The sequence below is a fragment of the Flavobacterium ustbae genome (assembly GCF_003946915.1).
GTDB lineage: Bacteria > Bacteroidota > Bacteroidia > Flavobacteriales > Flavobacteriaceae > Flavobacterium > Flavobacterium ustbae.
Genome location: NZ_RPOC01000001.1, coordinates 695,462 through 720,913, shown reverse-complemented (window position 1 = coordinate 720,913; position 25,452 = coordinate 695,462). Strand labels below are relative to the sequence as shown.

Sequence of the window (25,452 nt, the reverse complement as noted above, 5' to 3'; positions counted from 1 at the left end):
TGACGAAAAATACTTAAAAGTAAACTATTTACAAACATTTATATATCAAATGATTGTCGGTAAGATGTTGATAGAACTAAAATATACTTTCAATTCTTTTTAATTGTAAAAAAATCAACAAATAATACATTTTTTACGGTTTCACGTAAGGATTATCCATTTAATTGACTTACACTTGCGCGACCTAATTCTAAACTTTTTCTATGAAAGCAAAACTACTCTTATTGCTGTTACTGGCAAATTTTTCTATTTATGCACAAACCAATTTAGTCAAAAATGGCGGGTTTGAAAATTGGGGAGGATATCTACTTCAAGACTGGAGTATTGAAAACGGTGTATCGAGACATCTTGCTGAGTTTGAAGGAGCTTTTAGCGCACAATTAGCCTATGTAAGTGCTTCTCCTAAAATTACGACACAAGTTCCGCTAAAGGCTGGCGTTACGTATACGATCAAATTTAAGTACCTGTATGTAGATAATAATTTTAATGGCAGCCATCCTATTTCATTAAACATTTCGCAAAACGGTAGTTCTACTACGTTATCTTCAAGTACTTTTGCAACCAATAATTCATGGACTGAAAAAGTAGCGACATTTACTCCAGATACAGATCTTTCTTATGATTTGTCGATTTCTACTTTTAGTTTTGATAGTGCAGCTTTCAACGTTTTAATAGACCATGTTCAGGTATATGAAGCAGGAACAGAACAATACACAAAAATTCCTGATATCAATTTCGAAAATAAATTGATTGCTCTAGGAATTGATTCTGGTTTGCCTGATGGACAAGTACAAACAAGTGACATTAATACGCTAACATCTTTGGATGTTACGGGTAGCAATATTACTGATTTAACTGGGATTGAAGGATTCGTTTCTTTAACTCAATTATATACAATGTCAAATAAATTGACAACATTAGACGTGTCTAACAATTTAGAATTAACGATATTGAGATGTGATGCAAATAATACTCTAACAAGTTTGAATGTTTCTAAAAACACTAAACTTGTAAATTTGTATTGTCCTGATAACAAAATTACTAGCTTAGATGTTTCTAATCTTCCTGAACTAAGTAATTTATATGCTAGCGGAAATCAATTAAGCAGTCTAGATGTTTCTGCAAATACTAAGCTACAATATCTATATGTAAACAACAACCTTTTGACAGCATTGGATGTAAGTAAAAATAAGTCTTTGATTACTATTCATTCTCATCAAAATATGAGGCTTGAAACTTTAAATCTTCAAAATGGACAAAACACCTTAATGCAAAATATAAGGTTAAATGCTACTCCGAGCTTGTACTGTATTTTAGTAGATGATATAGCATATGCTAATGCCAACTGGGATTCATTTAAAGACAGCAATATCAATTTCTCATTAACTTGCCAGACTCCTGAATATATCCTAATACCAGATCCAGAATTTGAAAAAGCTTTAATTGCGAATAGTATCGACGGAGAAGTAGACGGTAAAGTTTTAAAATCTAATGTTTTATCTAAGGAACGCCTATACATTAATACGGGCAATATAACCGATTTGACAGGTTTGGAATCTTTTGTAAACTTAAAAGATTTAGAATTTTCATCAGCAGGGGGACAGAAAAAAATAGACAAAATTGATCTTTCTTCTTTTCCTGAACTGACTTCTTTCGCTGCAAGGTTTAATAATTTATCTGAAATTGATGTATCGCATAACTTACATCTTACAACATTAGATTTGACAAATAATAAGCTTACTAAAATTGATGTAAGCGGAAATTTGGCACTTGAAAAATTATTTATTTCAGAGAATGCAATTACTGAACTAAATGTTACTAAAAATACAGCATTAAAATCATTAAGCTGTGGCGACAATCCTTTAACTGTTATAAATGTTTCGCAAAACACTGCATTACAAAGTCTTGAATGTAAGGATACCGAAATTAAAACTTTGAATCTTACAAACAATCCTGCATTACAAAGTTTAGATGTAGAGCGTAACGATCTGAAATTCTTAGATCTTTCTAACAATTTACAGTTATCGTATCTTAACGCCGATCAAAACGACTTGAGATCATTAGATGTTTCTAAAAACACTTTATTGACAAGATTTACTTGCGGATATAATAGTTCCTTAACTTATTTGAATGTTAAAAATGGTAATAATAAAAATTTTATAACGAACACAAATAATTACAGAGGATTCATATCAACAAAATTAAGCTGTATTGAAGTTGATGATGTTGAATATTCTAATGCAAACTGGTCGGGATTGAAAGACGAGAAAGCAAGTTATTCTAATGCTTGTGATGTTGTATTGGCCTATACAGCAATTCCCGATCCGAATTTTGAAGAGGCATTAATGCAACTAGGAATTGACAAAGATGGTAAAAATGGAAAAGTTTTAACTTCTGAAATAATTGAGCTTACATCTTTGGATGTATCCAACAGCAACATTAAAGATTTAGAAGGAATTGAAGATTTTGCTTCGTTAACTTCTTTAGATTGTTCTAAAAATAATTTGACAGCATTAAATATTGAATACAATACACATTTAGCACAACTTAATGCTAGCAACAATAACCTTTTTGATCTAAACGTATCAAGAAATACAAAATTGACCAACATAAGCTTAAGTTTTAATAATATAGTAAGCTTAGATCTTTCTAAAAATACCATTTTAAAAGAGGCAGACTGTGCATCTAATAATCTGCACAATCTAAATTTGAAAAATGGGAATAACGCGAATATGCAACGTATGATTTTTGGCAATTTCACCGAAAATCCAAACTTGGTATGCATTGAGGTTGATGATGCAGCATTTGCTGAAGCAAACTGGATTGCAAAAGATGCAACTGCAAGCTATTCAGCTCAAGCATGTGCATTAAACGAGCAGCAGACACTAATACCTGACCCAAGTTTTGAAAGAATATTAATTGCTCAAGGTATCGACACAGATGGTGAGAATGGAAAAGTGCGTACTTTAAACATTTCAGGCTTATCAGATTTAACTTTATCTGATAGTAATAATAGAATTTCTGATCTTACAGGTATTCAAGACTTTAGAAGCCTACTTTCACTTCGGGCAGATAATAACAATATCAAAAGCATTGATTTATCAAACAATACTAAACTAATGATTTTAAGTCTTAATCACAATCAACTAACTAGTATAGATATATCAAAAAACACTGAACTATGGGCCTTAAATATTAGAAACAATAAATTAACGGCTCTCGATATTTTTCAAAACCAAAAATTAGGCTCTGTTGACATTTCAGAAAACCAAGTAACATCTTTTGAAGTTTCTAAAAACACTTTATTAAGTCATATATATGTAGGCGGGAATAAACTGGAAACAATCGATTTATCTCAAAATACAAAATTAACTGCTATCTCTATTTATAGTAATTTGCTAACTTCATTAGACCTTTCAAACAATCCGCTGTTAACAGGTGTCCAGTGTTCTGACAATCAAATCAAAACTTTAGATTTATCTAAGAATAACAAACTGATTCAATTAGATGTCAGCATGAATAAATTATATAATTTGAATATAAAAAATGGCGCTAATAGTCTAATGACTAGCACTTATTCAAATTTCAAAAGAAATCCGTATTTAACTTGTATTGAAGTTGATGACGTAGCTTTTGCAAATGAAAAATGGAGCACATTTAAAGATGCTACTACCAATTTTTCAGCACAAGCATGTCCAAATGGAGAACCTTACACGCTAATTCCTGATGTTAATTTTGAAAATAAATTAATCGCACTAGGAATTGACAAAGATGGTCCAAACGGAAAAGTGGCAACCTATAGTATTGATACCGTAACTTCTTTAAATGTATCAAAAAGCAATATTAGCGACCTGACAGGATTACAAGATTTTATCGCATTGACTTCATTAAATGCTGCGGATAACACATTGACCAATATCAATGTTGCGAAAAACAAACAGTTGACAGACTTAGATGTAAGTAAAAATCAATTGGGTGCTGTAGATGTTTCTGGCAACTATAAATTAACTGCCTTAAACTGTAGTTCAAATAACCTTACAGCTTTAAATATTTCAGATAATAACTTGATAAATTTAAATTGCAGCAAAAATGCTCTTACAACATTAGACGTTTTTAATCAAGTACAACTAAGTAATTTGAATTGCAGCAATAATGCTATCGCGGAGTTAAATGTTGCTAGAAACACCAAACTTACCGTTTTAAGTGCTAGTATCAATAAGCTTGAAACGTTAGATATTTCTAGAAATACATTACTGAAAGAAATTGATTGTGCATTTAATAATTTGTACAACCTAAACTTGAAGAATGGAAACAATGTTAACATGGAAAGGGTGATTTTTGGAAATTTTACAGAAAATCCAAACTTACTTTGTATTCAAGTTGACGATGCCGCATTCTCAAATGAGAAATGGATTGCAAAAGATGCAAAGGCAATATATTCTTCAGAAGCATGTCCGATAAATGGAAAATTCACTTTAATTCCAGATCCAAATTTTGAGAAAATCCTAATTGCACGTGGTATTGATACAGACGGTGAAAATGGAAAAGTTTTAACGAGCAGCATCTTTTACATAACCGATTTAACAATTACCGGCAATAGCAACAAAGTATCTGATCTTACAGGTATTGAAGATTTTACATCTTTAGAAACTTTAAGATTTAGCGATCACAATGTTACCAATTTAGATATTTCGAAAAATTTAAAATTAAAGAACTTAGTTTGTTCAAATAATAAATTAACGACGTTAGACGTATCAAAAAATACTAATTTGGTTCTCTTAGATTTTTCGTATAATAGTTTAACAAACATTAATGTATCTAATAATACTGCTTTAAATACTTTACATACATACAATAACCAGCTTACTACAATAGATGTTTCTAAGAATACAGCGCTAAAAACTTTTACTATTTCTAACAATAAGCTGACGAATTTGGATATTTCTTATAATGAGGCTTTAGTTGCTTTAAACGCTTCTTACAATGAATTGACAAGTTTGAACGTCTCGAAAAATGTCAACTTAGAAAGTCTTTCGATAACTAATAATAAACTAACCAGTTTAGATGTATCTACAAATGTAAAGTTGTCTGGTTTAGATATAACCCAAAATGAAATAACAAATATTGACCTTTCTAAAAATGCTGCATTAGTAAGTTTATCGGCTTATAAAAATAAACTTCAGAATTTAAATACGGAAGGCAACCCAGTTTTAGATCGTTTAGATTTGAGAACTAATCAATTATCAGCGATAGATGTTTCAAAAAATCCTTTGTTAACAACATTAGCACTTTCTGACAACAAACTGACAACGGTTGATGTTTCAAAAAATCCAGCTTTAATCTTTTTCTATGTATACAATAATCAGCTAACAAGTCTGAATATTAAAAATGGAAAAAATGATTTATTGAACATCACGAATTTATCATTTGTATCAAATCCAAAACTATACTGTATTCAGGTAGACGATGTGAATTTTGCCAACCAAAATTGGTCTGGTAAAAAAGATGCTATTGCAACTTATAACACAGAATGTACTGGCGAATTGGTTTTGCCTGCTAACAATTTTACAGTAGAAACTAAAGGAGAATCTTGTTTAGGCGAAAATAATGGAGAAATTAGCATTGTTGGAAAAGCACCATTTGCTTATACTGCAACGATAAATGACAAACCTTACACTTTTACAAATAACAGTCTAAAAGTTACAGCATTAACGCCAGGAGTTTATACAATTAAGATTACTATTCCTGAAATGATTTTTGAACAAAACTTTAATGTGACCATTCAAAAAGGTGCAACCATTACAGGAAAATCTGCTGTAAGTGCTAAGAATGTAAATGTTGAAATTACCGAAGGAACTGCTCCATTTACGGTATTTGTAGACGGTACAGAACAATTTCAGACAACAGATACGAATTTTTCAGTATCACTAGATAAAGCTGGATTGGTAGAAGTAGCAACTGCAAAAGCCTGCGAAGGTGTTTTTGCTAAAAAAGTGACTTCTTATGAATTAGGAACTACACTTGCAGCTTATCCAAACCCTACTTATGGTACTATCGAAATTGAAATTCCAAGTGTAAAAACTGAGATTGCAATCGAATTATACAACTTTGGAGGTCAATTGGTTTCTAAAGGAAATTATAATACAGAAAGCGGTAGAGCTCTTTTAAATCTTGAAAATTTACCAGCAGGAATTTATGCTGCTAAAATTTATTTGGAAACTCCGGAATACATTAAAATCATAAAAAAATAAAAATGAAAAACTCTATATATTTATCAATAATCTGTTTAGTATTTGCAGCTTGCGGTAGCGGAGGTGGAGACGATCCTGATCCAGTTACTCCTCCAGCAGCTAATACCGCTCCTACAGTTCCTGTATTAACACTTCCTGCAGACAATAAATTATGCCTAGACAACAATGTTTCTTTTCAGTGGAATACTTCGACTGATGCACAAAATGACGCTATTGTTTATCAGGTTCAAGTCGCAAAAGATAATGCTTTCAGCCACATCATGGTTACGCTAGATAATTCATCTCTTACTACAAGCCCTTTAGCATTGGATAAAAACACTGCTTATTATTGGAGAGTAAGAGCCATAGATTCTAAAGGTCTGGCTAGTGCTTATTCGTCGGCTTTTAAGTTTTATACAACGGGTGAAGCTGTATTGAACCATTTGCCTTTTGCACCAGAATTGACTGCGCCTTCTATAAATGCTCTGATCAGCAGTTCATCGGGAAAATTAGAGTGGAACGCTTCAGATGTTGATACGTTCGATACTCTTACTTATGATGTTTATTTTGGAACTGCAAATCCGCCAACAGAAAAAGTAAGCGAGAGTACAAGCTCAAAATCATTTGAAGTGGCGCTTCAGCCTACTACACAGTACTTCTGGAGAATTGTTGTAAAAGACAATAACGGAGGTGAAACTGTAGGTCAGGTTTGGAAATTCAAGACAAATTAACTTATTAAAAACACAAAAAATCCCATTTTCTTTCAATAGAAATGGGATTTTTTTATCATTTTTCATTTCAGTACGGTTTTCGCAAAAAGACAATACTATTATAAAATGTTATTGACATACCCCTATTTACAAATTTTAGCCTATGAAATCAAAACTACTTTTATTGCTAGTAATGGCAAATTTTTCTTTTTACGCTCAGACAAATTTGGTCTCAAACGGAGATTTTGAAAATTGGTCATCTTCGTCTCAACCCAATGGCTGGGGACGTTTTTTTAGTGGTCTAATTTATCAGGATACCGATTCTCAAAATGGAAATTCGAGCACAAAAATAGAACTAACAAACGGTAGCTTAAATTATATGTTTACTAGTGTTTATTTTCCTGTAGAAGCTGGTAAAACGTATAAAGTTAGCGGTTACCATAAATTGGTTGCAGGCACTATCACATCTGTCGAATTAGGCTTAATAGATTCTGATGTTTGGCAGACACCAATTACAAGTAGCATTGACAATATTACTTCAAATTCTCAATGGAGAAAAATTGAATATGATTATGTCGCAACTACTACTAAAAATATTGGAGTAATTATTTGGGCCAGAGGGACATCAACACCAATTCCAGAAATTTTAGTTGATAATATTTCTGTAACAGAGGTTGTTCAAACTGGATCTCAATACACCTCAATTCCAGATATTAATTTCGAAAACAAATTGATTGAATTAGGTATCGATTCTGGTACTGCAGACGGACAAGTATTGACATCAAGTATTGCATCTGTAACTAGTTTGAATATTGAGAGAAGTTCTATTTCAGATTTAACAGGAATTGAAAATTTTACCTCTTTAGAAATTTTATCTGCTAGTCGAAATTCTATTACTAATGTCAACCTTTCAAAAAATATAAATTTAGCCTATTTATATCTTGATAATAATCAGCTAACAGCAATAGATTTAAGCGCAAATACTGCATTGAAGCGACTAGATTGCCAAAAAAATAAATTGAGCTCTTTAGACATTTCTAACAATATTAATTTGACCAGTTTAAATTGCTCTTCAAATGTATTAACGGGATTAAATATTGACACTAATACATTGTTAACTTCACTAGTTGTCAACTCCAACAAATTACCTTTTTTAAATGTCGACAACAATTTGGCACTACAGGGCATAAACTGTGGAGGAAATTTATTAACGGTCTTGAATGTGGATAAAAATCTTGCTTTGACACACTTATGGTGTGGAAGCAATAAATTGACAAGCTTAAACATTAATAAAAATCTAGAGTTAGATGATTTAAATTGTGGAATTAACGAACTGAAAACTTTAAATGTATCAGACAATAAAAAATTACTTTATTTAGTTTGTCACCAAAATAAAATTAACAGTTTAGATGTTTCCGAAAATATTTTATTGCAACAATTGATGTGTCATTATAATGAATTGACAACAATTGATGTATCGCACAATCCAGAATTGTACATGTTAAATTGTCATTTTAATAAGATTACTGATTTAGATATTTCTACCAATTCAAAAATTACCGAAATAACTTGTAATGATAATGACTTAAAGCTTCTTAATTTAAAAAATGGAAACAATAATAATTTTGAACTTTTCTACACGACTTTTATCAATAACCCTAACTTAACTTGCATTAGGGTCGATGATGTGACCTATTCTGATACAAAGTGGGCAAGTAAAAAAGATGCAACAGCAACTTACTCATCAACTTGTACACTAGGTATTGAGGATTCCGTATTTTCTACAGCAGCCCTATATCCTAACCCAACAAAAGGAGAAATAAACATCAATAATGTTGCTTTAGACAAAGCAACAGTTTATAATTCCTTAGGACAATTAGTAAAATCTTTTACTTTAAATAGTGCAAATACAGATAATACGATCAATTTATCTGGCTTGCCTAAAGGAATTTATTATGTGTATTTAATTAATGGTGATGCTGCTTCTGCTAAAAAAATAATAGTAGAATAATCACTGTCTTTTAAACACAAAAAATCCCATTTTCAATTGTACGAAAATGGGATTTTTTTAATGTCGAATATATTCCTTTAAAGAATCTCTTCGCAGGTAAAAACCTCTTTTAAGCGAACACCTTTCTCTGTGTGCTCCACTGTTATTATTTGGTTATGAGCATCGTGTTCTAGAAATAAATAATGATTCTGGTCTGCCGCTGCATTCAAAAATTTAGATTTCTCAGGCATTGTCAGCAAAGGCCTTGTATCGTATCCCATAACATATGGAAGCGGAATATGTCCAGCTGTAGCCAACAAATCAGCACAAAAAACAATGGTTTTATCTTTATATTTAATGTACGGAATCATTTGCTTTTCCGTATGTCCGTCAACATAATAAATATCAAAACCTAATTCTTTTGAAAAACCAAAATCAGAGTTAGGTCTTTCAATAAAATTCAGTTGTCCGCTTTCTTGCATTGGCAGAATATTTTCAGACAAAAAAGAAGCTTTTTCTCTTGGGTTGGGTTTTGTTGCCCATTCCCAATGGTTTTCGTTGGTCCAGAATTTAGCGTTTTTAAAAGCTGGCTCATAACCTGTTTTATCCGAATTCCACTGAACACTTCCGCCGCAATGGTCAAAATGAAGATGCGTCATAAAAACGTCTGTGATATCATCTCGGCTAAAACCATATTTTGCTAATGATTTATCTAAAGAATGAGAACCCCAAAGCGAATAATAGCCAAAGAATTTTTCTGATTGCTTATTACCCATCCCCGTATCAATCAAAATAAGATGATTTCCGTCTTCTATCAATAAACAGCGCGCAGCAATATCAATAAGATTATTGGCATCGGCAGGATTAGTTTTGTTCCAAATTGTCTTAGGAACAACGCCAAACATAGCGCCTCCGTCTAACTTAAAATTTCCAGATTCTATTGGGTAAAGTTTCATGTGAATGATTTTCTAAAACAACAAAGCTAGAAAATTCAAACTCCTTTTGCTACAATTAAAGGTTAAAAACTTCGGGTTATTCTAATGTAATTGAAGTGCTTCCCATTATTTCCTGTTTATCGAAATAATTTACAAAATAAGTTCCTTTTTTAAACTGATCTGCATTTAGAATTCCATAAGCATTTAAAGATTTGCCCTGAAAATCGGCGCTAACAATAAAACTGTAAACCAGCGCTTTATCATTTCCAAATTCAATCAATCTATTGTCTCCTAAAACTGTATTTTTCTGATCTAAAACCTGAACATAAAAAACCCTTCTTCCCGTTTTTGCAACAGCATTTCCGTTAACCGTAAAGCTAATTTTGAGCTTTTTGGTATTCTTTGCCTTTGTTGTTTCCAACTCTGCTCCTGAGTTTTTTTCGCGAAGTGCAATGGCTTTAAAATTGCTTAGATAAAGCCTTGAAGCATCTTTCAAGGTCGATTCTAATTTCTTTTGTTTAGAAATCAAAGTATCATTTTCTGCTTTTTGCTGATACATGACAACGTTCTGACTTTCAATTTCTGTCAATAAATTTTTATTTTGAGATTTTAATTTTTTAATCTCCGTCACTTTACTATCCAATGAATATTGCAGGCCAAAAAGCTGATTTCTATAAATCCGAATTTGATCGGCCGATGGATTTGCCGAAACTTTAATGATTTCCATTAAACTTTCTACATTTCTTCGTTCTAATTCCAATTCTTTCGACAAAGCTGTTTTTTCTAATATAGCCTTATCGTAAGCTTCTTTAAGTATATTTAAAGAATCTAAAATATTTTTTTGTTCTGTTATTTCTCTACTTTCAGACGAAATTGTATTTACTATACTATTATTTTCAGCTTCACTTTCAATTGTTTCATTTTCATTACTAAAAACTAAAGCTACAGCACCTATTCCTAAAACAAAAATTAATGCAAACAAGGGCTTGAACCACTTAATTTCATTTTGCTTTTTCATAATTAGTTATAATTTTTTGCAAAAATATTGAATAAAAAACGACTCTTACCAGTAGAAATACTTGTTTTTTAACATTTAGAGCCGATATTTGCGACTTTTATTTCTATAGAATCGTGTCGCACGAAATTACAGCTTTTTCAAAGTAGATTTTAACAAAATAACTAATATCTATTTTCTCATTTGTTATAATAATGTGAACCGTTATGGAAAAAGGTTTTTAAGTCGTATCTTTGCAGACAATTTCATTTCTACATTGACATACAGCACTTTAAAATGTAATAATTTTGTTACTTTTTTAATAATTATTAAAGGAATGTTGAAAAGATAAATACTATAAAACAATGATAAAAGTTTCTGATACAGCCAAAAAGAAAATCATCGACTTAATGACAGATGATGGTTTTGACGCGACACACGACTACGTGAGAGTAGGTGTAAAAAGTGGCGGATGCTCTGGTTTGTCTTACGATTTAAAGTTTGACAAAACTAAGGGCGATGACGACAAAATATTCGTTGATAACGACATCCAAATTGCCGTTGAAAAAAAATCATTTCTATATCTAGCTGGAACAATTTTAGAATTTTCTGGCGGATTAAACGGAAAAGGGTTTGTTTTCAATAACCCGAATGCAAGCAGAACTTGCGGTTGCGGAGAATCATTCTCACTATAGTCAAAAGCCGAAAGCCATAAGTCTTAAAGACTGCTATTTGACTTTCAGACTTTGGACTTTAAAAAACTAAGACAACATTAAAATATAATGAGCAAATACACCGAAGACGATTTAAAAATCGAACTGGAAACTAAAGAATACGAATACGGATTTTATACCAATATAGAATCTGAAACATTTCCTGTGGGCTTAAACGAAGATATCGTAAGAGCCATTTCTCTTAAAAAAGAAGAACCAGAGTGGATGACCGACTGGCGTATTGAAGCTTTCCGTGCTTGGAAAGAAATGATTGAACCAGAATGGGCAAACGTTAATTACGAAAAACCAGATTTTCAGGCAATTTCATATTATTCTGCTCCAAAACAAGTAGATCCTAATAAAACTTTGGACGATGTAGATCCAGAATTATTAGAAATGTACAAAAAATTGGGAATCTCTGTAGACGAACAAAAAAAGATGAACAATATCGCTATGGATATTGTAGTTGATTCTGTTTCTGTTGCTACAACTTTCAAGAAGACTTTAGCAGAAAAAGGAATTATTTTCTGTCCAATTTCTGAAGCTATTAAAGAACATCCAGAATTAGTAAAAAAATATTTAGGTACAGTTGTTCCTCAAAAAGATAACTTCTACGCGGCGCTAAACTCAGCAGTTTTCTCTGATGGAAGTTTCTGCTACATTCCAAAAGGCGTAAAATGCCCGATGGAACTTTCAACATATTTTAGAATCAATCAGGCAGGAACTGGACAATTCGAAAGAACTCTAGTTATTGCCGATGAAGGAAGCTACGTTTCTTACCTTGAAGGATGTACAGCGCCAAGCCGTGACGAGAATCAATTGCACGCTGCTGTAGTTGAATTAATCGCTTTGGATGATGCTGAAATTAAATATTCAACAGTTCAAAACTGGTTCCCTGGAAACAAGGAAGGAAAAGGTGGAGTTTACAACTTCGTAACCAAAAGAGGTTTATGCGAAACAAACGCTAAAATTTCTTGGACACAGGTTGAAACAGGTTCTGCTGTAACTTGGAAATATCCTTCTTGCGTACTTAAAGGAGATAATTCAGTAGGAGAATTTTATTCAATTGCTGTTACTAATAACTTCCAACAAGCTGATACTGGAACAAAAATGATCCATTTAGGAAAAAATACTAAATCGACTATTATTTCTAAAGGTATTTCGGCTGGAAAATCTCAAAACAGTTATCGTGGTTTAGTGCAGATTTCTCCAAGAGCAGAAAATGCAAGAAACTTTTCTCAATGTGATTCCTTATTAATGGGGAACAATTGCGGTGCGCATACTTTCCCTTATATCGAAAGTAAAAATCCATCAGCAAAAATTGAGCACGAAGCTACTACAAGTAAAATTGGAGAAGATCAGGTTTTCTATTGCAACCAAAGAGGTATCCCTACTGAAAAAGCGATTGCCTTAATTGTAAACGGTTTCAGTAAAGATGTATTGAACAAATTGCCAATGGAATTTGCAGTTGAAGCTCAGAAATTATTAGAGATTTCTTTGGAAGGTTCTGTAGGGTAAAAATTTGTTTCAAGTTTAAAGTTTCAAGTTGCTGGTTTGAGCTAAAAAATAGACAATATGGATTTACTACTGAAAAATGTAAAAAAGAAAGACTTGCCTGTTTTAAAAGCTTTGGCAAAACGTCTAAAATTTGAAATTGAAGAACAAGAAAAGCCATATAACCCAGAATTTGTAAAAGAAATTCTTGATGCGGAAAAAAGCATTGCTGAGGGAAAAGGAATTAAAATGACTAAAGAAGATTTAGACAATTTGTGGAAATAATAATTTTCATTAAAGGACATTACGAATAAGTATTAATGAAAAACAAAACAGTAATCATTTTAGGTTCTTCCAGAAAAAATGGAAACACAACAAAAATTGTGGATGAAATTTCGAAAGAACAAAATATAGATGTAGTTAATCTTAGCGATTATAATATCTCTTATTATGATTACGAAAGCAAAAATATAGACGATGATTTTTTGCCCTTAATAAGAGGAATTATCGAAAAGTATGACACTTTAATTTTTGCAACGCCAATTTATTGGTACAATATGAGTGGGATTATGAAGGTTTTCTTTGACCGAATTTCGGATTTAATCCGAATTGAAAAAGAAACCGGACGAAAACTCAGAGGAAAGAAAATCGGCGTGATATCTAATTCACACGATGATGAAACCGAAGAGAGTTTTTATATCCCGTTCAAAAAATCAGCCGATTATTTAGGCATGGAATATTTAGGACAGGCGCATTTTAATGCAAACGTTCTAAACCAAACAACAAAAATAGAATTGACATTTATATAAAATAAAAAACAATGTTATCAATAAAAAACCTTCACGCCGCGATTGGTGATAAAGAAATCCTTAAGGGAATTAATATAGAAGTTAAAGCTGGAGAAGTTCACGCGATAATGGGACCAAACGGTTCTGGAAAAAGTACACTTTCTGCAGTTATTGCAGGAAATGAAAACTATGAAGTTACTGACGGAGAAGTTATCCTTGATGGAGAAGATCTTGCCGATCTAGCTCCAGAAGAAAGAGCACATAAAGGTGTTTTCCTTTCGTTTCAATATCCTGTAGAAATTCCTGGAGTTAGCGTAACTAACTTTATGAAAACTGCGATCAACGAAACTCGTAAAGCAAACGGACAGGAAGAAATGCCAGCAAACGAAATGCTAAAAGTGATTCGTGAGAAATCTGAATTGTTAGAAATCGATCGTAAATTTTTATCTCGTTCTCTTAACGAAGGATTTTCAGGAGGAGAGAAAAAAAGAAACGAGATTTTCCAAATGGCAATGTTAGAGCCAAAATTGGCTATTCTTGACGAAACAGATTCTGGTCTTGATATCGATGCTTTAAGAATTGTGGCTAATGGAGTTAACAAACTTAAAAGCGACAAAAACGCAATTATCGTTATTACACACTACCAACGTTTATTAGATTATATCGTTCCAGATTTCGTTCACGTTCTTTACAACGGAAGAATCGTAAAATCTGGAGGAAAAGAATTGGCTTACGAGCTTGAAGAAAAAGGATACGACTGGATTAAGGCAGAAAACTAAATTTTTGTTTCAGGTTTCATGTTTTTTTAGTTTCAAGTTGAATTACATTTTGTAGGTTTAAACTTAAAATTAAATAAACAGAAAAATGGCAACAATTACACGATTTGAAGATTTAGAAATTTGGAAAGAGGCTCGAAGATTAGCAAAAGAAATTCATATAATTTCAATTGAAACAGAGTTAAAATCAGATCTCAGATTTAAAAATCAAATAAAAAGTTCTTCGGGTTCAGTAATGGATAATATTGCTGAAGGTTTTGAAAGAGATGGAAATTTAGAATTTCGACAATTTTTATCAATTGCAAAAGGTTCAGCCGGAGAAACAAGATCTCAGCTATATCGAGTTTTTGATTTTGAATATATTTCAGAAGAAAAATTCGAAGCTTTAAAAAAGGATTATGAAAATTTAAGCGGTAAAATAAAAAACTTTATCACTTATCTTAATAAAAAAGATTTCAAAGGGAATAAGTTTCAGTAAAAAAAACTTGAAACTTGAAACCTGAAACCCCGAAGGAAACAAAAGAACAATGGATTTAAAAGAAAAATTAGTATCGTCTTTTATGGCTTTTGAAGAGCGAGTTGATGTGCATTCAGATTTGCATGACATCCGCACAAATGCTATAAAAAACTTTGAAAATAAAGGTTTCCCAACCAAAAAAGAGGAAGCTTGGAAATACACATCGTTAAACGCTGTTTTAAAAAATGACTTTACGGTTTTTCCAAAACAGGAAAATGCAATCGAATTTAATCAGGTAAAAAAATACTTTTTACACGAAATTGACACTTATAAATTAGTTTTTATTGATGGTGTTTTCAGTTCGCATTTGTCTTCTACAACGCATGACGGAATCGATGTTTGTTTGATGTCTTCGGCATTGACCAAGCCAAAATATAAAATGGTTATTGATACCTATTTCAATCAAATAGCAAGCAAAGATGACAGTTTGACTTCATTGAATACCGCTTTTGCTATTGAGGGAGCGTTTATCAATATTCCGAAGAAAAAAGTCGCCGATAAGCCAATTGAGATTATGTATTTCTCAACAGGAAATGAAGCCGCTTTAATGGTACAGCCAAGAAATTTAGTTATTGTGGGTGAAAATTCACATGTACAAATTATTGAACGTCACCAGAGTTTGAATGAAAATCCGGTTTTAACGAATTCTGTTACGGAAATTTTCGCTCAAAAACGTGCGATTGTTGACTATTACAAAATTCAAAACGACAACAGCGAAGCCAATTTAATCGACAATACTTACGTTTCTCAACAACAGGAAAGCCATGCTTCTGTTCATACATTCTCATTTGGAGGAAATCTAACGCGTAACAACTTAAACTTCTATCATTTTGGTGAAAGATTGACGAGTACGCTTAACGGAATTTCGATCTTAAATGACAAACAACACGTTGACCATTATACTTTGGTAAACCACGCACAGCCAAACTGCGAAAGTTTCCAAGATTATAAAGGAATTTTCTCTGATCGCTCGACTGGAGTTTTCAACGGAAAAGTTTTAGTAGAAAAAGAAGCGCAGAAAACAAACGCTTTCCAAAAAAGTAACAACATTTTATTGAGTGACAAAGCAACAATCAACGCAAAACCTCAGTTAGAGATTTTTGCTGACGACGTAAAATGTTCTCACGGATGTACGGTTGGACAGCTTGATGAAACTGCAATGTTCTACATGCAGTCTCGCGGAATCCCGAAAAAAGAAGCTAAAGCTTTATTGATGTACGCATTCTCAAATGCCGTTATCGAAAGCATCAAAATACCAGAATTGAAACAAAGAATTACTAAAATCATTGCCATGAAATTGGGAGTGAATTTAGGATTTGATTTGTAATATTTCTTATTTATAAAATTAAAAACCGATAAGCTTTTAAAGCTTATCGGTTTTTTTATTACTAATGAAAAAAAACTATATACCACTTTACACCGATTGTTTTTTTTGTAGCTTTGTAAATATCTTTATTATAATAATTTATTAAAATGTTTGACTATAATTTAAAATCAGCTGTTGACCTTTTTAACGTTTTCCCAGACGAGCAAAGTTGTATTGTCCATTTAGAAAATTTGAGATGGAATGGAGTCATTACTAGTCCATTCGACCCTGATTCCAAAGTATATAAGTGTAAAAACAATAAATATCGATGTAAGAAAACTGGAAAATATTTTAATGTTAAGACAGAAACTATATTTGATAATAGTAAAATCAGTTTACAAAAATGGTTTTTAGCAATTTGGATTCTTTCTTATGAAAATAATGAAATTTCATCGATGCAATTAGCACGTGATTTAGATGTTACTCAAAAATCGGCGTGGCATATAAGAAAGCGAATTAAAGAAATTTTATAAAAATAAAGTTATACCCTTAAAATCAGCAAAATAATGGAAGAAAATATAGAAAACAAGTCAAATTTTTTATTCTATTCTACAGATAATGGAACTACAAATATTCAAGTTATTTTAGATGAAGATACTGTTTGGGCAACTCAAAACTCAATGAGTGAAATTTTTGATGTCGAAGAAAACACAATAACATATCATATTTCAAATATTTATTCAGACCGAGAACTTTCAAAAAGTTCAACTACTCGAAAAATTCGAGTAGTTCGTTTAGAAGGAACAAGAAATGTTTCAAGGGAATTAGATTTTTATAATCTAGACATGATTATATCTGTAGGATATAGAGTAAATTCAAAAAAAGCAACTTTATTTAGGCAATGGGCAACTAGTATTTTAAAGGAATATTTAATAAAAGGATTTGCTCTTGATGATGACAGATTAAAACAAGGGAAAAATTTATTTGACAAAGATTATTTCGATGAATTACTGGAGAGAATTCGAGAAATTAGAGCTAGTGAAAGAAGATTTTACCAAAAAATAACAGATATATATGCGACTGCTGTTGATTATGATTCAAAAGCACAAATAACACAAACATTTTTTGCTACTGTTCAAAACAAATTAGAATTTGCAATTACAAATCATACTGCACCTGAAATAATTAAATTAAGAGCAAATTCAAAATTGCCTAATATGGGTCTAACTTCTTATAAAAATGAAAAAAAAGGAGGTAAAATTTTAAAATCTGATGTTTCTACAGCAAAAAATTATTTAGCTGAAGAAGAAATCAAAGAATTAAATAGAATCGTTAGTATGTATCTAGATTACGCCGAGAATCAAGCTAATAGAGGCAAATTAATGACCATGAAAGAATGGGTCGATAAATTAGACGCTTTTTTACTATTTAACGACTATAATATTTTAAAAGATTCAGGAAAAATAAGAGCTGATGTTGCTAAAAAATTTGCAGAAAAAGAATATGAAAAATTTAGAGTTGTTCAGGATAAAGAATATAAATCCGACTTTGACAAAGCAATTGAAAATATTAAAACAACTGGTAGTTTACCAAAGGAAGACATAAAATCTATAAATCCATATTCGATTTCATCAGTTTCTAAACTAAATAAGATATTAAAAAATGGCTTAGATACTTCCTCAAAAAATAATGATCAAAAATAAAAAAAGAAAGAGGTTAAGATTTTATTACTTCAACGTAATTAAAAATTAACCTCTTTAACCTAAAATCTATTTCTTCACACTATCAATCACCTCCTTCAAAAACCCATTAAAATCAAATCCTGGTTCTTCTTCTCTCACTCCCATTCTCACAATCACCATATCTTTTGATGGAATAATTGCCACCATTTGCCCCTGATATCCACTGCAGTAAAACATATCACGAGGAACATCTGGGAATTTTCCGCCGGCGTTTAACCAAAACTGAGCTCCATATTTTCCTTCAGAAGTATTGGTTGGTGTTGCAGTGTATTTTACCCAGCTTTCGTCTAAGATTTGTTCGCCGTTCCAGTTTCCTTTATGCAGATATAATAATCCAAATTTTGACCAGTCGCGCGGCGTCGCCCATCCGTAAGACGAACCTACAAAAGTTCCAGACATATCTTGTTCTACAATCATCGAATTCATTCCGATTTTATCGATTACGGCGCTGTACCAAAAATCAAGATATTCTTGTTGAGTTTTGAATTGTCTTCTTAAAATCAGAGATAATAAATTGGTTGTTCCAGAAGAATAATTCCAATGTGCGTCGGGTTTAAATTGTGCCGGTTTTTCCAATTGCACTTTTCCCATATCTTCAGCTTGGAAAAGCATTTTTGTCGCGTCGCAAATTGTGCTGTAATTCTCTTCCCATTCTAAACCGGAATTCATGTGAAGTAAATCGTTTAACGTAATGTTTTTGCGTTCATCATTTTTCCATTCTGCAACTGGAGCCGATTTGTAAATATCAATTTTACCTTGTTTTGCCAAAACTCCAAATGCTGAACTTGTGATGCTTTTCGTCATTGACCAGCCTAAAATTTTACTGTCTTTATTAAAACCTGTGTCGTATTTTTCGGCAATCAATTTGTCTTTATATACAACCACAACAGCTCGGGTTCTTTTCTTTTTTCCGCCATCTTTATCAAAAGCATTTTCAACTGCATTCTTTAATTTAGAATAATCAACATTTGAAAAAGTGGTGTCTTTTGGTTCCTTATTTCCATAAGGAAAAGCAAGATTGTTTTCTAATTTTGTTCTTTTTGGAAGCAAATAAGGTTTCGAAACATCAAAATCATCATTAATCAAAGTCGCTCCCAAACCTTCGCGATAAATTGCTTTCCTTTCCTTCAAACCGTAAACAGAAGCCGTTGCAAATTTTCCAGCTTCATCAATTGAGTTTTTAGCCAAATCAATCATATCGATATCATTGTCGGTTTTTTGAATCAAATCTAAAGAACGATGATCCATAAAATGACCCGATGCTACACTTTTGGCAGAGAAACCGGAAATTAAATCAAGCTTCGGATAAGTCGTAAATCCGAAATACAAAAAAGCAAGAACTACTGCAAGCAAAAGTACTTTGAGAAATTTTTTCATGATGAATAGTTTATTTTTAATGCAATATAAATAATTTATGTTCACGTTTTTAGAACTCAAATTATAATTCCGTTTCAGAATACTCAGAAAATGGAATCGATTTTTACGGAATCAGCATTTAAGTTCGCAGACAATGGCACCATAAAAGGAAATTATAGAATTGCTATATAAACAAATTTAGTTTTAGTACTTTTGTAAATAGATTTTTTCTAAATAAGACATGCTAGATATTCAAAAAATAAGAGCTGATTTCCCGATACTTTCACAAACTGTAAACGGAAAGCCATTAGTATATTTCGACAACGGAGCTACTTCGCAAAAACCACAAGTTGTAATTGATGCTGAAGTAAAATATTATAACGAAATTAATGCCAATATTCACCGTGGCGTTCACACTTTGAGCCAGTTAGCAACTGATGCTTATGAGATTTCACGCGGAAAAATAAAAGATCACATCAACGCAAAACATGCACACGAAGTGCTTTTTACTTCGGGAACAACTCACGGAATCAATTTAGTGGCAAACGGTTTTGCTTCTATTTTAAAACCAGGCGATGAAGTGGTGGTTTCTTCATTAGAACATCACAGTAACATTGTGCCTTGGCAGATGTTATGCGAAAAAACGGGTGCAGTTTTAAGAGTAATTCCGATTGATGAAAATGGAGAATTGATCATTTCAGAATTTGACGCTTTACTTTCTGAAAAGACTAAAATTGTTACTGTAAATCATATTTCAAATGCATTGGGTGTAATCAATCCGATCCAATATATTATTGATAAAGCGCATGCTTTTGGCGCAGCAGTTTTAATCGATGGCGCGCAGGCAGTTCCGCATTTAAAACCAGATGTTCAAGAATTAGACTGTGATTTTTATGCTTTTTCTGGTCATAAAATGTGCGGTCCAACGGGAACTGGAATTTTATACGGAAAAGAAGAATGGCTAAACAAACTTCCTCCATACCAAGGCGGTGGCGAAATGATTAAAGAAGTTACTTTCGAGAAAACAACTTACGCAGATCTTCCTCATAAATTTGAAGCTGGAACGCCAAACATTGCTGGTGGGATCGTTTTAGGAACGGCAATTGATTATTTAAACGAAATTGGTTTTGATAAAATTCACGAATACGAAAATGAATTATTAGAACACGCAACAAAACGCCTTAACGAAATTGAAGGCATCAGAATTTACGGAAACACTAAAAATAAAGCTTCTGTAGTTTCGTTTAATATTGATGGAATTCACCCTTATGATGTTGGTTCTATTATAGATAAATTGGGAATTGCGGTTAGAACAGGACATCATTGTGCTCAGCCAATCATGAATTTCTTCTGTATTCCGGGAACCATTCGCGCTTCGTTTTCTTTCTATAATACAAAAGAAGAAATTGATCAAATGGTCGAAGCGGTAAAAAAAGCTCAAACAATGCTAAGCTAAAAAACTTATTTTTATGAGAATACTATCATTATTGCTCTTAACCCTTTTTATTGCAAGCGGATGCTGCAGTCAAAAAAAAGTCAATATGGCATCAACTCAGATTGAATATTCTGCAATGTCTAGAGGATATTACAAAAGCATTGTAGTAGAAAACAAAACTGTTTCTATTGTTAAAGAACGCAATGCCGAAGCTGTAAAAAGCAATATTGATAATGCAAAATGGAATGAAATTGTTTCTGCTTTTTCAAAAGTAAATTTAGAAGGCCTTTCTTCTTTGAAAGCACCAACTGACAAACGCACTTACGACGGCGCAGCAATTGGAAATTTAAAAATAACAAAAGATGGAAAAACGTATGAAACTCCAAGTTTCGACAATGGTTTTCCCCCAAAAGAAATCGAGAAATTGGTAAATTTATTAGTTGCTTTCTCTAAAGAATAATTATGACGATAAAAGAAATTCAAAACGAAATAATAGACGAATTTTCAATGTTTGATGACTGGATGCAGCGCTATGAGTACATCATCGAATTGGGGAAAAGTCTTCCGTTAATTAAAGAAGAATACAAAACCGACGAGAATTTAATAAAAGGCTGCCAGTCGAAAGTTTGGTTGCAAGGCGAAGAAAATGAGGACAAAATTGTCTTTACAGCCGATAGCGATGCGATTTTGACAAAAGGAATTATCGCAATTCTAATTCGTGCTTTCTCGAATCAAAAAGCAAAAGACATTCTGGAAGCCGATACAGATTTTATTGACGAAATCGGCTTAAAAGAACATTTATCTGCAACAAGAGCAAATGGTTTGGTTTCGATGATCAAAAACATCAAAATGTACGCTTTGGCTTTTGACGCTAAAAACAAATAGATAAACCATATAAGTGATATAAGTTCATTTAAAAATAATACTTAAATATTCTTAATTCACTTATATGGTTACAAAAAAGTAAGCTTTATCTTTCTTTTTATTTGTAATATTGCTGAAAAAAGTAATGGTTACAAAGAAATATTTGACTGATTTAATTTATCATCAATGCACGATAAAAGAATTAACTTTAAGAGGAATTAATTTTCAATCTGAATTAAAAATTCCTGTTGAATATAAAGGTTTAGAACTAGAATCTGATTTAAGATGTGATCTGTTTATAGAAGATTGCTTAGTAGTAGAATTAAAAGCTGTTGACCAAATTATTCCTATACACGTTGCCAAACTCATGTCTTACATGAAACTTTTGGAGTCTCCAATAGGATTGATGATAAATTTCAATGTTACAAATATTTATCATGAAGGTCAAAAAACATATGTAAACGAACGATATCGCTTACTAGAAGATTAAAAGAAATAAAATTTAAACCATATAAGTCCATATAAAGAAATTTAAGATTATACTTATATGATCTTTGGAAAAGACAAAGCAATTTAAGCTCAAAAATTTAAATGAACTTATATAACTTACATGGTGAAAAACAAATACAAAAAATGGAACAAGAAATAGACACAAACGAATTAGGAGAATCAATCGTAAGAATTCTTAAAGGAATTTACGACCCAGAGATTCCTGTAGATATTTACGAATTAGGATTAATTTACGATGTAATGGTAAATACTGATTACGAAGTAAAAATCTTAATGACACTGACTTCGCCAAACTGCCCTGTTGCAGAAAGTCTTCCAAGAGAAGTAGAAGAAAAAGTAAAAACAATTGAATACGTAAAAGACGTTGATGTTGAAATTACTTTTGATCCGCCATGGAGTAAAGATTTAATGAGCGAGGAAGCTAAATTAGAATTAGGAATGCTTTAATAAAAAGTGTTCAGTGTTCAGTTTTTTAGTGGTCAGAATACTGATTACTAAAAAACTGAACACTGACTACTAAGATATCATGGAAGAAATCATCAATAAAGTTGCCAACAGCGCATTAGAAGTATTCGATTTGGAAGATTATTATCCGAAAGGATTTCGCGTGCAGATTGACATTTCGCAATGGCTTTTAGAAGGATTTTTATTAAAAGAAAAAGACTTTAGAGACCACCTAAAGAATCATGATTGGTCACAATATCAAGATCAATATGTGGCTGTTCATTGTAGTACAGACGCTATAATTCCGGCTTGGGCTTTAATATTAGTAAGCGTACATTTGGCACCTTTTGCCAAAAAAGTAGTCAACGGAACAATCGAAGATCTGGACGCAAGCATTTACGAAGAAATCCTTAGTAAAATCGATTATTCCGTTTACAAAAGTAAGCCCGTTATTGTAAAAGGCTGTTCGAGAAAACCAGTTCCAATGCGCGCTTATATTTTGGCCACCACATACTTACAGCCATTTGCTAGAAGCATAATGTATGGAGAGGCATGCTCTGCAGTTCCGCTGTACAAAGAATCTAAGAAATAACCTGCAATAACAGAGCGTCGGTACTAACATTTCCATTGGTTTTTAGTATATTTGATTATACACTTAAACTAAATACTATGAGAAAGATACTCTTACTACTCTTCGTTTTAGCAAATCTTACTTTTGTTCAAGCCCAAAATTCAGAAAAAGAATTAATTACTAATACTGAAAAAGCAGTAAAAAAAATAAACGACACAATTGAAGGTGAAGGCTGGAAAAGCAAAGGAAATTTTTCTCTATTACTAAACCAATCTAGTTTCAATAACTGGATTGCAGGAGGAGAAGATAGCTTTTCTGGAACTTTAGGCATTAATTACGACCTTAATTATAAAAAAGACGATCTAACCTGGGATAATAAAGTACTAGCATCCTACGGTTTACTTCAAACCAAAAATGCCGATTTCGAAAAAAAGACAGACGACCGTTTCGAACTTAATTCAATCGTCGGAAAAAGAGCATTCGGACAATGGTATTATTCATATTTCTTGAATTTCAGAACCCAGTTTACAACCGGTTACATTTATGGACAGGACGAAAACGGAAAAGAAATTAGAACAGAAAACACGAAGTTTCTTTCTCCAGGTTATTTAACCACAGGTCCCGGAATTTACTGGACCAAAGATGCCAACCTCAAAATAAACTTCGCACCCTTAACTTCCAAATTCACATTTGTAGACAGCGCCTACACTTCTGGAATTGACTATGTCGACGGAACTTATTTTGGAGTAGACGCCAACAAAAGCCTTCGTTACGAACTTGGTTTTTATGCTTCTGTCTACTACAAACTTGCCATCATGACCAATGTAACCGCAGAAAACACGTTGAATTTATATTCTAATTATTTAGAAGATCCACAAAACGTAGATATGGACTATTCGCTTAATATCATCATGAAAGTCAATAAATACTTATCCGCAAACTTTTCATTTCAAGCTATTTACGACGACAATGCGTTCAGAGGATTCCAAACCAGACAAGTTTTCGGTTTAGGAGTAAACTTCGGATTTTAATTTGAACCCAAACAAAAGGCATTTTAGCAAATATGGTTTCCCGTCGGCTATATCTCGCTGTTACAGGACTGCAGACCACCAAGGATACCGCTTCTATCGGGTCTAAATTCCAATAATTAGCTTCTTTTCAGAAAATAAAAACCCTCAAATAAGAGGGTTAAACTTTTTTATATTCTTTTATATTCTTTTATATTCTTTTATATTCTTTTATATTCTTTTATATTCTTTTATATTCTTTTATATTCTTTTATATTCTTTTATATTCTTTTATATTTTTTTATAATGATTTAGGTTTTATTCTAACAATTTTATCGTTTTTCATTATAACTAATTCACTATTTGATTTCTTTTTGAATTCAATTAATTTTTCATAAACTTTATCCATTGATTCCAAAATTTTAGTTTGCGTCGCTGATCTTTTATATGTTTTCATTATAAATCTTTGTAAGTTTATTGTATTTGTCTTCATCGATCACATCAATTTCTGTATCTAATATTTTTTCTGCAATTAATTCAGGTCTACCATATGAATTATCAAAAATCATTGCCTCATCAACTACAGGCAAATATATATTAAATAAATTTTTTATTCCGCTTATATATCGTCGTTTAATAACATTATTTTCAATATTATGCCCTCCTTCTTTTACTCTTGTCTTCACCCTTTCAATTGCTAAATCAACATTTTGCAACCAAAAAAATAAAAGAATTATTTTATAACCTCTTTTATGTGCTGTTTGGATCTTAGACTTATAACTTTTAGTCGCGAGAGTTGTTTCAAAAGCAAAAACCTCATTATTTTCCAAAAGCTCATTTATTCTATGAAGCATAATTCTTCCAGCCTCAAAAGCAACTTTTTCGGGTTGAAATGGCGAAAGACCTTTGGCAATTTCATCTGCATTTACAAATTCTCGGCAATCTAAAATTTCAGGCAATATTGTGAAGGAAGCAGTTGTTTTTCCAGCACCATTACATCCTGCAATTATATATAAATTCTTACTCATTCAAACAAAGATATAAAATATAACTGTTGTTTGCTTACATTA

At 32.0% G+C, this 25,452-nt stretch carries 23 protein-coding genes; 19 read left to right on the top strand and 4 right to left on the bottom strand.

The window, feature by feature from the left end:
* The first annotated feature begins 203 nt into the window (after positions 1-203).
* From EG814_RS03085 to EG814_RS03075, 3 genes are all read left to right on the top strand, one after another.
* On the top strand, positions 204-6,251 hold the full coding sequence (locus tag EG814_RS03085) for a T9SS type A sorting domain-containing protein (protein ID WP_125718773.1): 6,048 nt from the start codon (positions 204-206) through the stop codon (positions 6,249-6,251).
* A 2-nt stretch (positions 6,252-6,253) separates the two neighbouring features.
* Positions 6,254-6,961 (top strand): glycoside hydrolase family 78 protein, encoded by a 708-nt coding sequence (locus tag EG814_RS03080; RefSeq protein ID WP_125718771.1) that lies wholly within the window; start codon positions 6,254-6,256, stop codon positions 6,959-6,961.
* 142 nt (positions 6,962-7,103) lie between these two features.
* On the top strand, positions 7,104-8,951 hold the full coding sequence (locus EG814_RS03075; protein WP_125718769.1) for a T9SS type A sorting domain-containing protein: 1,848 nt from the start codon (positions 7,104-7,106) through the stop codon (positions 8,949-8,951).
* Between the two features lie 77 nt (positions 8,952-9,028).
* On the opposite strand, the gene EG814_RS03070 is transcribed toward EG814_RS03075, so the two are convergent.
* Complete coding sequence (locus tag EG814_RS03070) at positions 9,029-9,886, bottom strand: MBL fold metallo-hydrolase (protein WP_125718767.1); 858 nt, start codon at positions 9,884-9,886, stop codon at positions 9,029-9,031.
* A 76-nt stretch (positions 9,887-9,962) separates the two neighbouring features.
* Complete coding sequence (locus EG814_RS03065; protein ID WP_125718765.1) at positions 9,963-10,883, bottom strand: hypothetical protein; 921 nt, start codon at positions 10,881-10,883, stop codon at positions 9,963-9,965.
* 341 nt (positions 10,884-11,224) lie between these two features.
* Between EG814_RS03065 and EG814_RS03060 the strand changes: the two genes are divergently transcribed.
* From EG814_RS03060 to EG814_RS03020, 9 genes are all read left to right on the top strand, one after another.
* A complete protein-coding gene (locus EG814_RS03060; protein WP_125718763.1) occupies positions 11,225-11,554 on the top strand; it encodes a HesB/IscA family protein in 330 nt (109 codons plus the stop codon).
* A gap of 87 nt (positions 11,555-11,641) precedes the next feature.
* Positions 11,642-13,090: a Fe-S cluster assembly protein SufB gene (gene sufB / locus EG814_RS03055; RefSeq protein WP_125718761.1), complete on the top strand. Its 1,449-nt coding sequence runs from the start codon at positions 11,642-11,644 to the stop codon at positions 13,088-13,090.
* A 57-nt stretch (positions 13,091-13,147) separates the two neighbouring features.
* Positions 13,148-13,351 (top strand): DUF2683 family protein, encoded by a 204-nt coding sequence (locus EG814_RS03050; protein WP_125718759.1) that lies wholly within the window; start codon positions 13,148-13,150, stop codon positions 13,349-13,351.
* Positions 13,352-13,386: 35 nt separating this feature from the next.
* A complete protein-coding gene (locus EG814_RS03045) occupies positions 13,387-13,875 on the top strand; it encodes a flavodoxin family protein (protein WP_125718757.1) in 489 nt (162 codons plus the stop codon).
* An 11-nt stretch (positions 13,876-13,886) separates the two neighbouring features.
* On the top strand, positions 13,887-14,633 hold the full coding sequence (gene sufC, locus EG814_RS03040) for a Fe-S cluster assembly ATPase SufC (protein WP_008466070.1): 747 nt from the start codon (positions 13,887-13,889) through the stop codon (positions 14,631-14,633).
* 85 nt (positions 14,634-14,718) lie between these two features.
* Complete coding sequence (locus EG814_RS03035) at positions 14,719-15,108, top strand: four helix bundle protein (protein ID WP_125718755.1); 390 nt, start codon at positions 14,719-14,721, stop codon at positions 15,106-15,108.
* 49 nt (positions 15,109-15,157) lie between these two features.
* Positions 15,158-16,474: a Fe-S cluster assembly protein SufD gene (sufD, locus tag EG814_RS03030; RefSeq protein ID WP_125718753.1), complete on the top strand. Its 1,317-nt coding sequence runs from the start codon at positions 15,158-15,160 to the stop codon at positions 16,472-16,474.
* A gap of 146 nt (positions 16,475-16,620) precedes the next feature.
* Positions 16,621-16,986, top strand: a complete 366-nt coding sequence (locus tag EG814_RS03025; protein WP_125718751.1) for a hypothetical protein — start codon at positions 16,621-16,623, stop codon at positions 16,984-16,986.
* 33 nt (positions 16,987-17,019) lie between these two features.
* A complete protein-coding gene (locus EG814_RS03020) occupies positions 17,020-18,156 on the top strand; it encodes a virulence RhuM family protein (RefSeq protein WP_125718749.1) in 1,137 nt (378 codons plus the stop codon).
* Positions 18,157-18,222: 66 nt separating this feature from the next.
* On the opposite strand, the gene EG814_RS03015 is transcribed toward EG814_RS03020, so the two are convergent.
* A complete protein-coding gene (locus EG814_RS03015; protein WP_125718747.1) occupies positions 18,223-19,572 on the bottom strand; it encodes a serine hydrolase domain-containing protein in 1,350 nt (449 codons plus the stop codon).
* Between the two features lie 220 nt (positions 19,573-19,792).
* Between EG814_RS03015 and EG814_RS03010 the strand changes: the two genes are divergently transcribed.
* From EG814_RS03010 to EG814_RS02980, 7 genes are all read left to right on the top strand, one after another.
* Positions 19,793-21,007 (top strand): aminotransferase class V-fold PLP-dependent enzyme, encoded by a 1,215-nt coding sequence (locus EG814_RS03010; RefSeq protein WP_125718745.1) that lies wholly within the window; start codon positions 19,793-19,795, stop codon positions 21,005-21,007.
* Positions 21,008-21,020: 13 nt separating this feature from the next.
* Positions 21,021-21,446, top strand: a complete 426-nt coding sequence (locus EG814_RS03005; RefSeq protein ID WP_164515262.1) for a hypothetical protein — start codon at positions 21,021-21,023, stop codon at positions 21,444-21,446.
* Positions 21,447-21,448: 2 nt separating this feature from the next.
* Entirely contained in the window at positions 21,449-21,871 is a 423-nt protein-coding gene (locus EG814_RS03000) for a SufE family protein (protein WP_125718743.1), read from the top strand.
* Positions 21,872-21,995: 124 nt separating this feature from the next.
* Positions 21,996-22,340: a GxxExxY protein gene (locus EG814_RS02995; protein WP_125718741.1), complete on the top strand. Its 345-nt coding sequence runs from the start codon at positions 21,996-21,998 to the stop codon at positions 22,338-22,340.
* A 143-nt stretch (positions 22,341-22,483) separates the two neighbouring features.
* Complete coding sequence (locus EG814_RS02990; protein WP_125718739.1) at positions 22,484-22,807, top strand: iron-sulfur cluster assembly protein; 324 nt, start codon at positions 22,484-22,486, stop codon at positions 22,805-22,807.
* 79 nt (positions 22,808-22,886) lie between these two features.
* Complete coding sequence (locus EG814_RS02985; protein ID WP_125718737.1) at positions 22,887-23,396, top strand: DUF2480 family protein; 510 nt, start codon at positions 22,887-22,889, stop codon at positions 23,394-23,396.
* Positions 23,397-23,473: 77 nt separating this feature from the next.
* The gene (locus tag EG814_RS02980; protein WP_125718735.1) at positions 23,474-24,406 is read left to right on the top strand and encodes a DUF3078 domain-containing protein; all 933 of its coding nucleotides are present in this window, start codon (positions 23,474-23,476) and stop codon (positions 24,404-24,406) included.
* A gap of 419 nt (positions 24,407-24,825) precedes the next feature.
* Here EG814_RS02980 and EG814_RS02975 read toward each other — a convergent pair whose 3' ends face one another.
* Positions 24,826-25,410, bottom strand: coding sequence for a zeta toxin family protein (locus EG814_RS02975; RefSeq protein WP_125718733.1), 585 nt, complete (start codon positions 25,408-25,410; stop codon positions 24,826-24,828).
* Between the last annotated feature and the right edge of the window lie 42 nt (positions 25,411-25,452).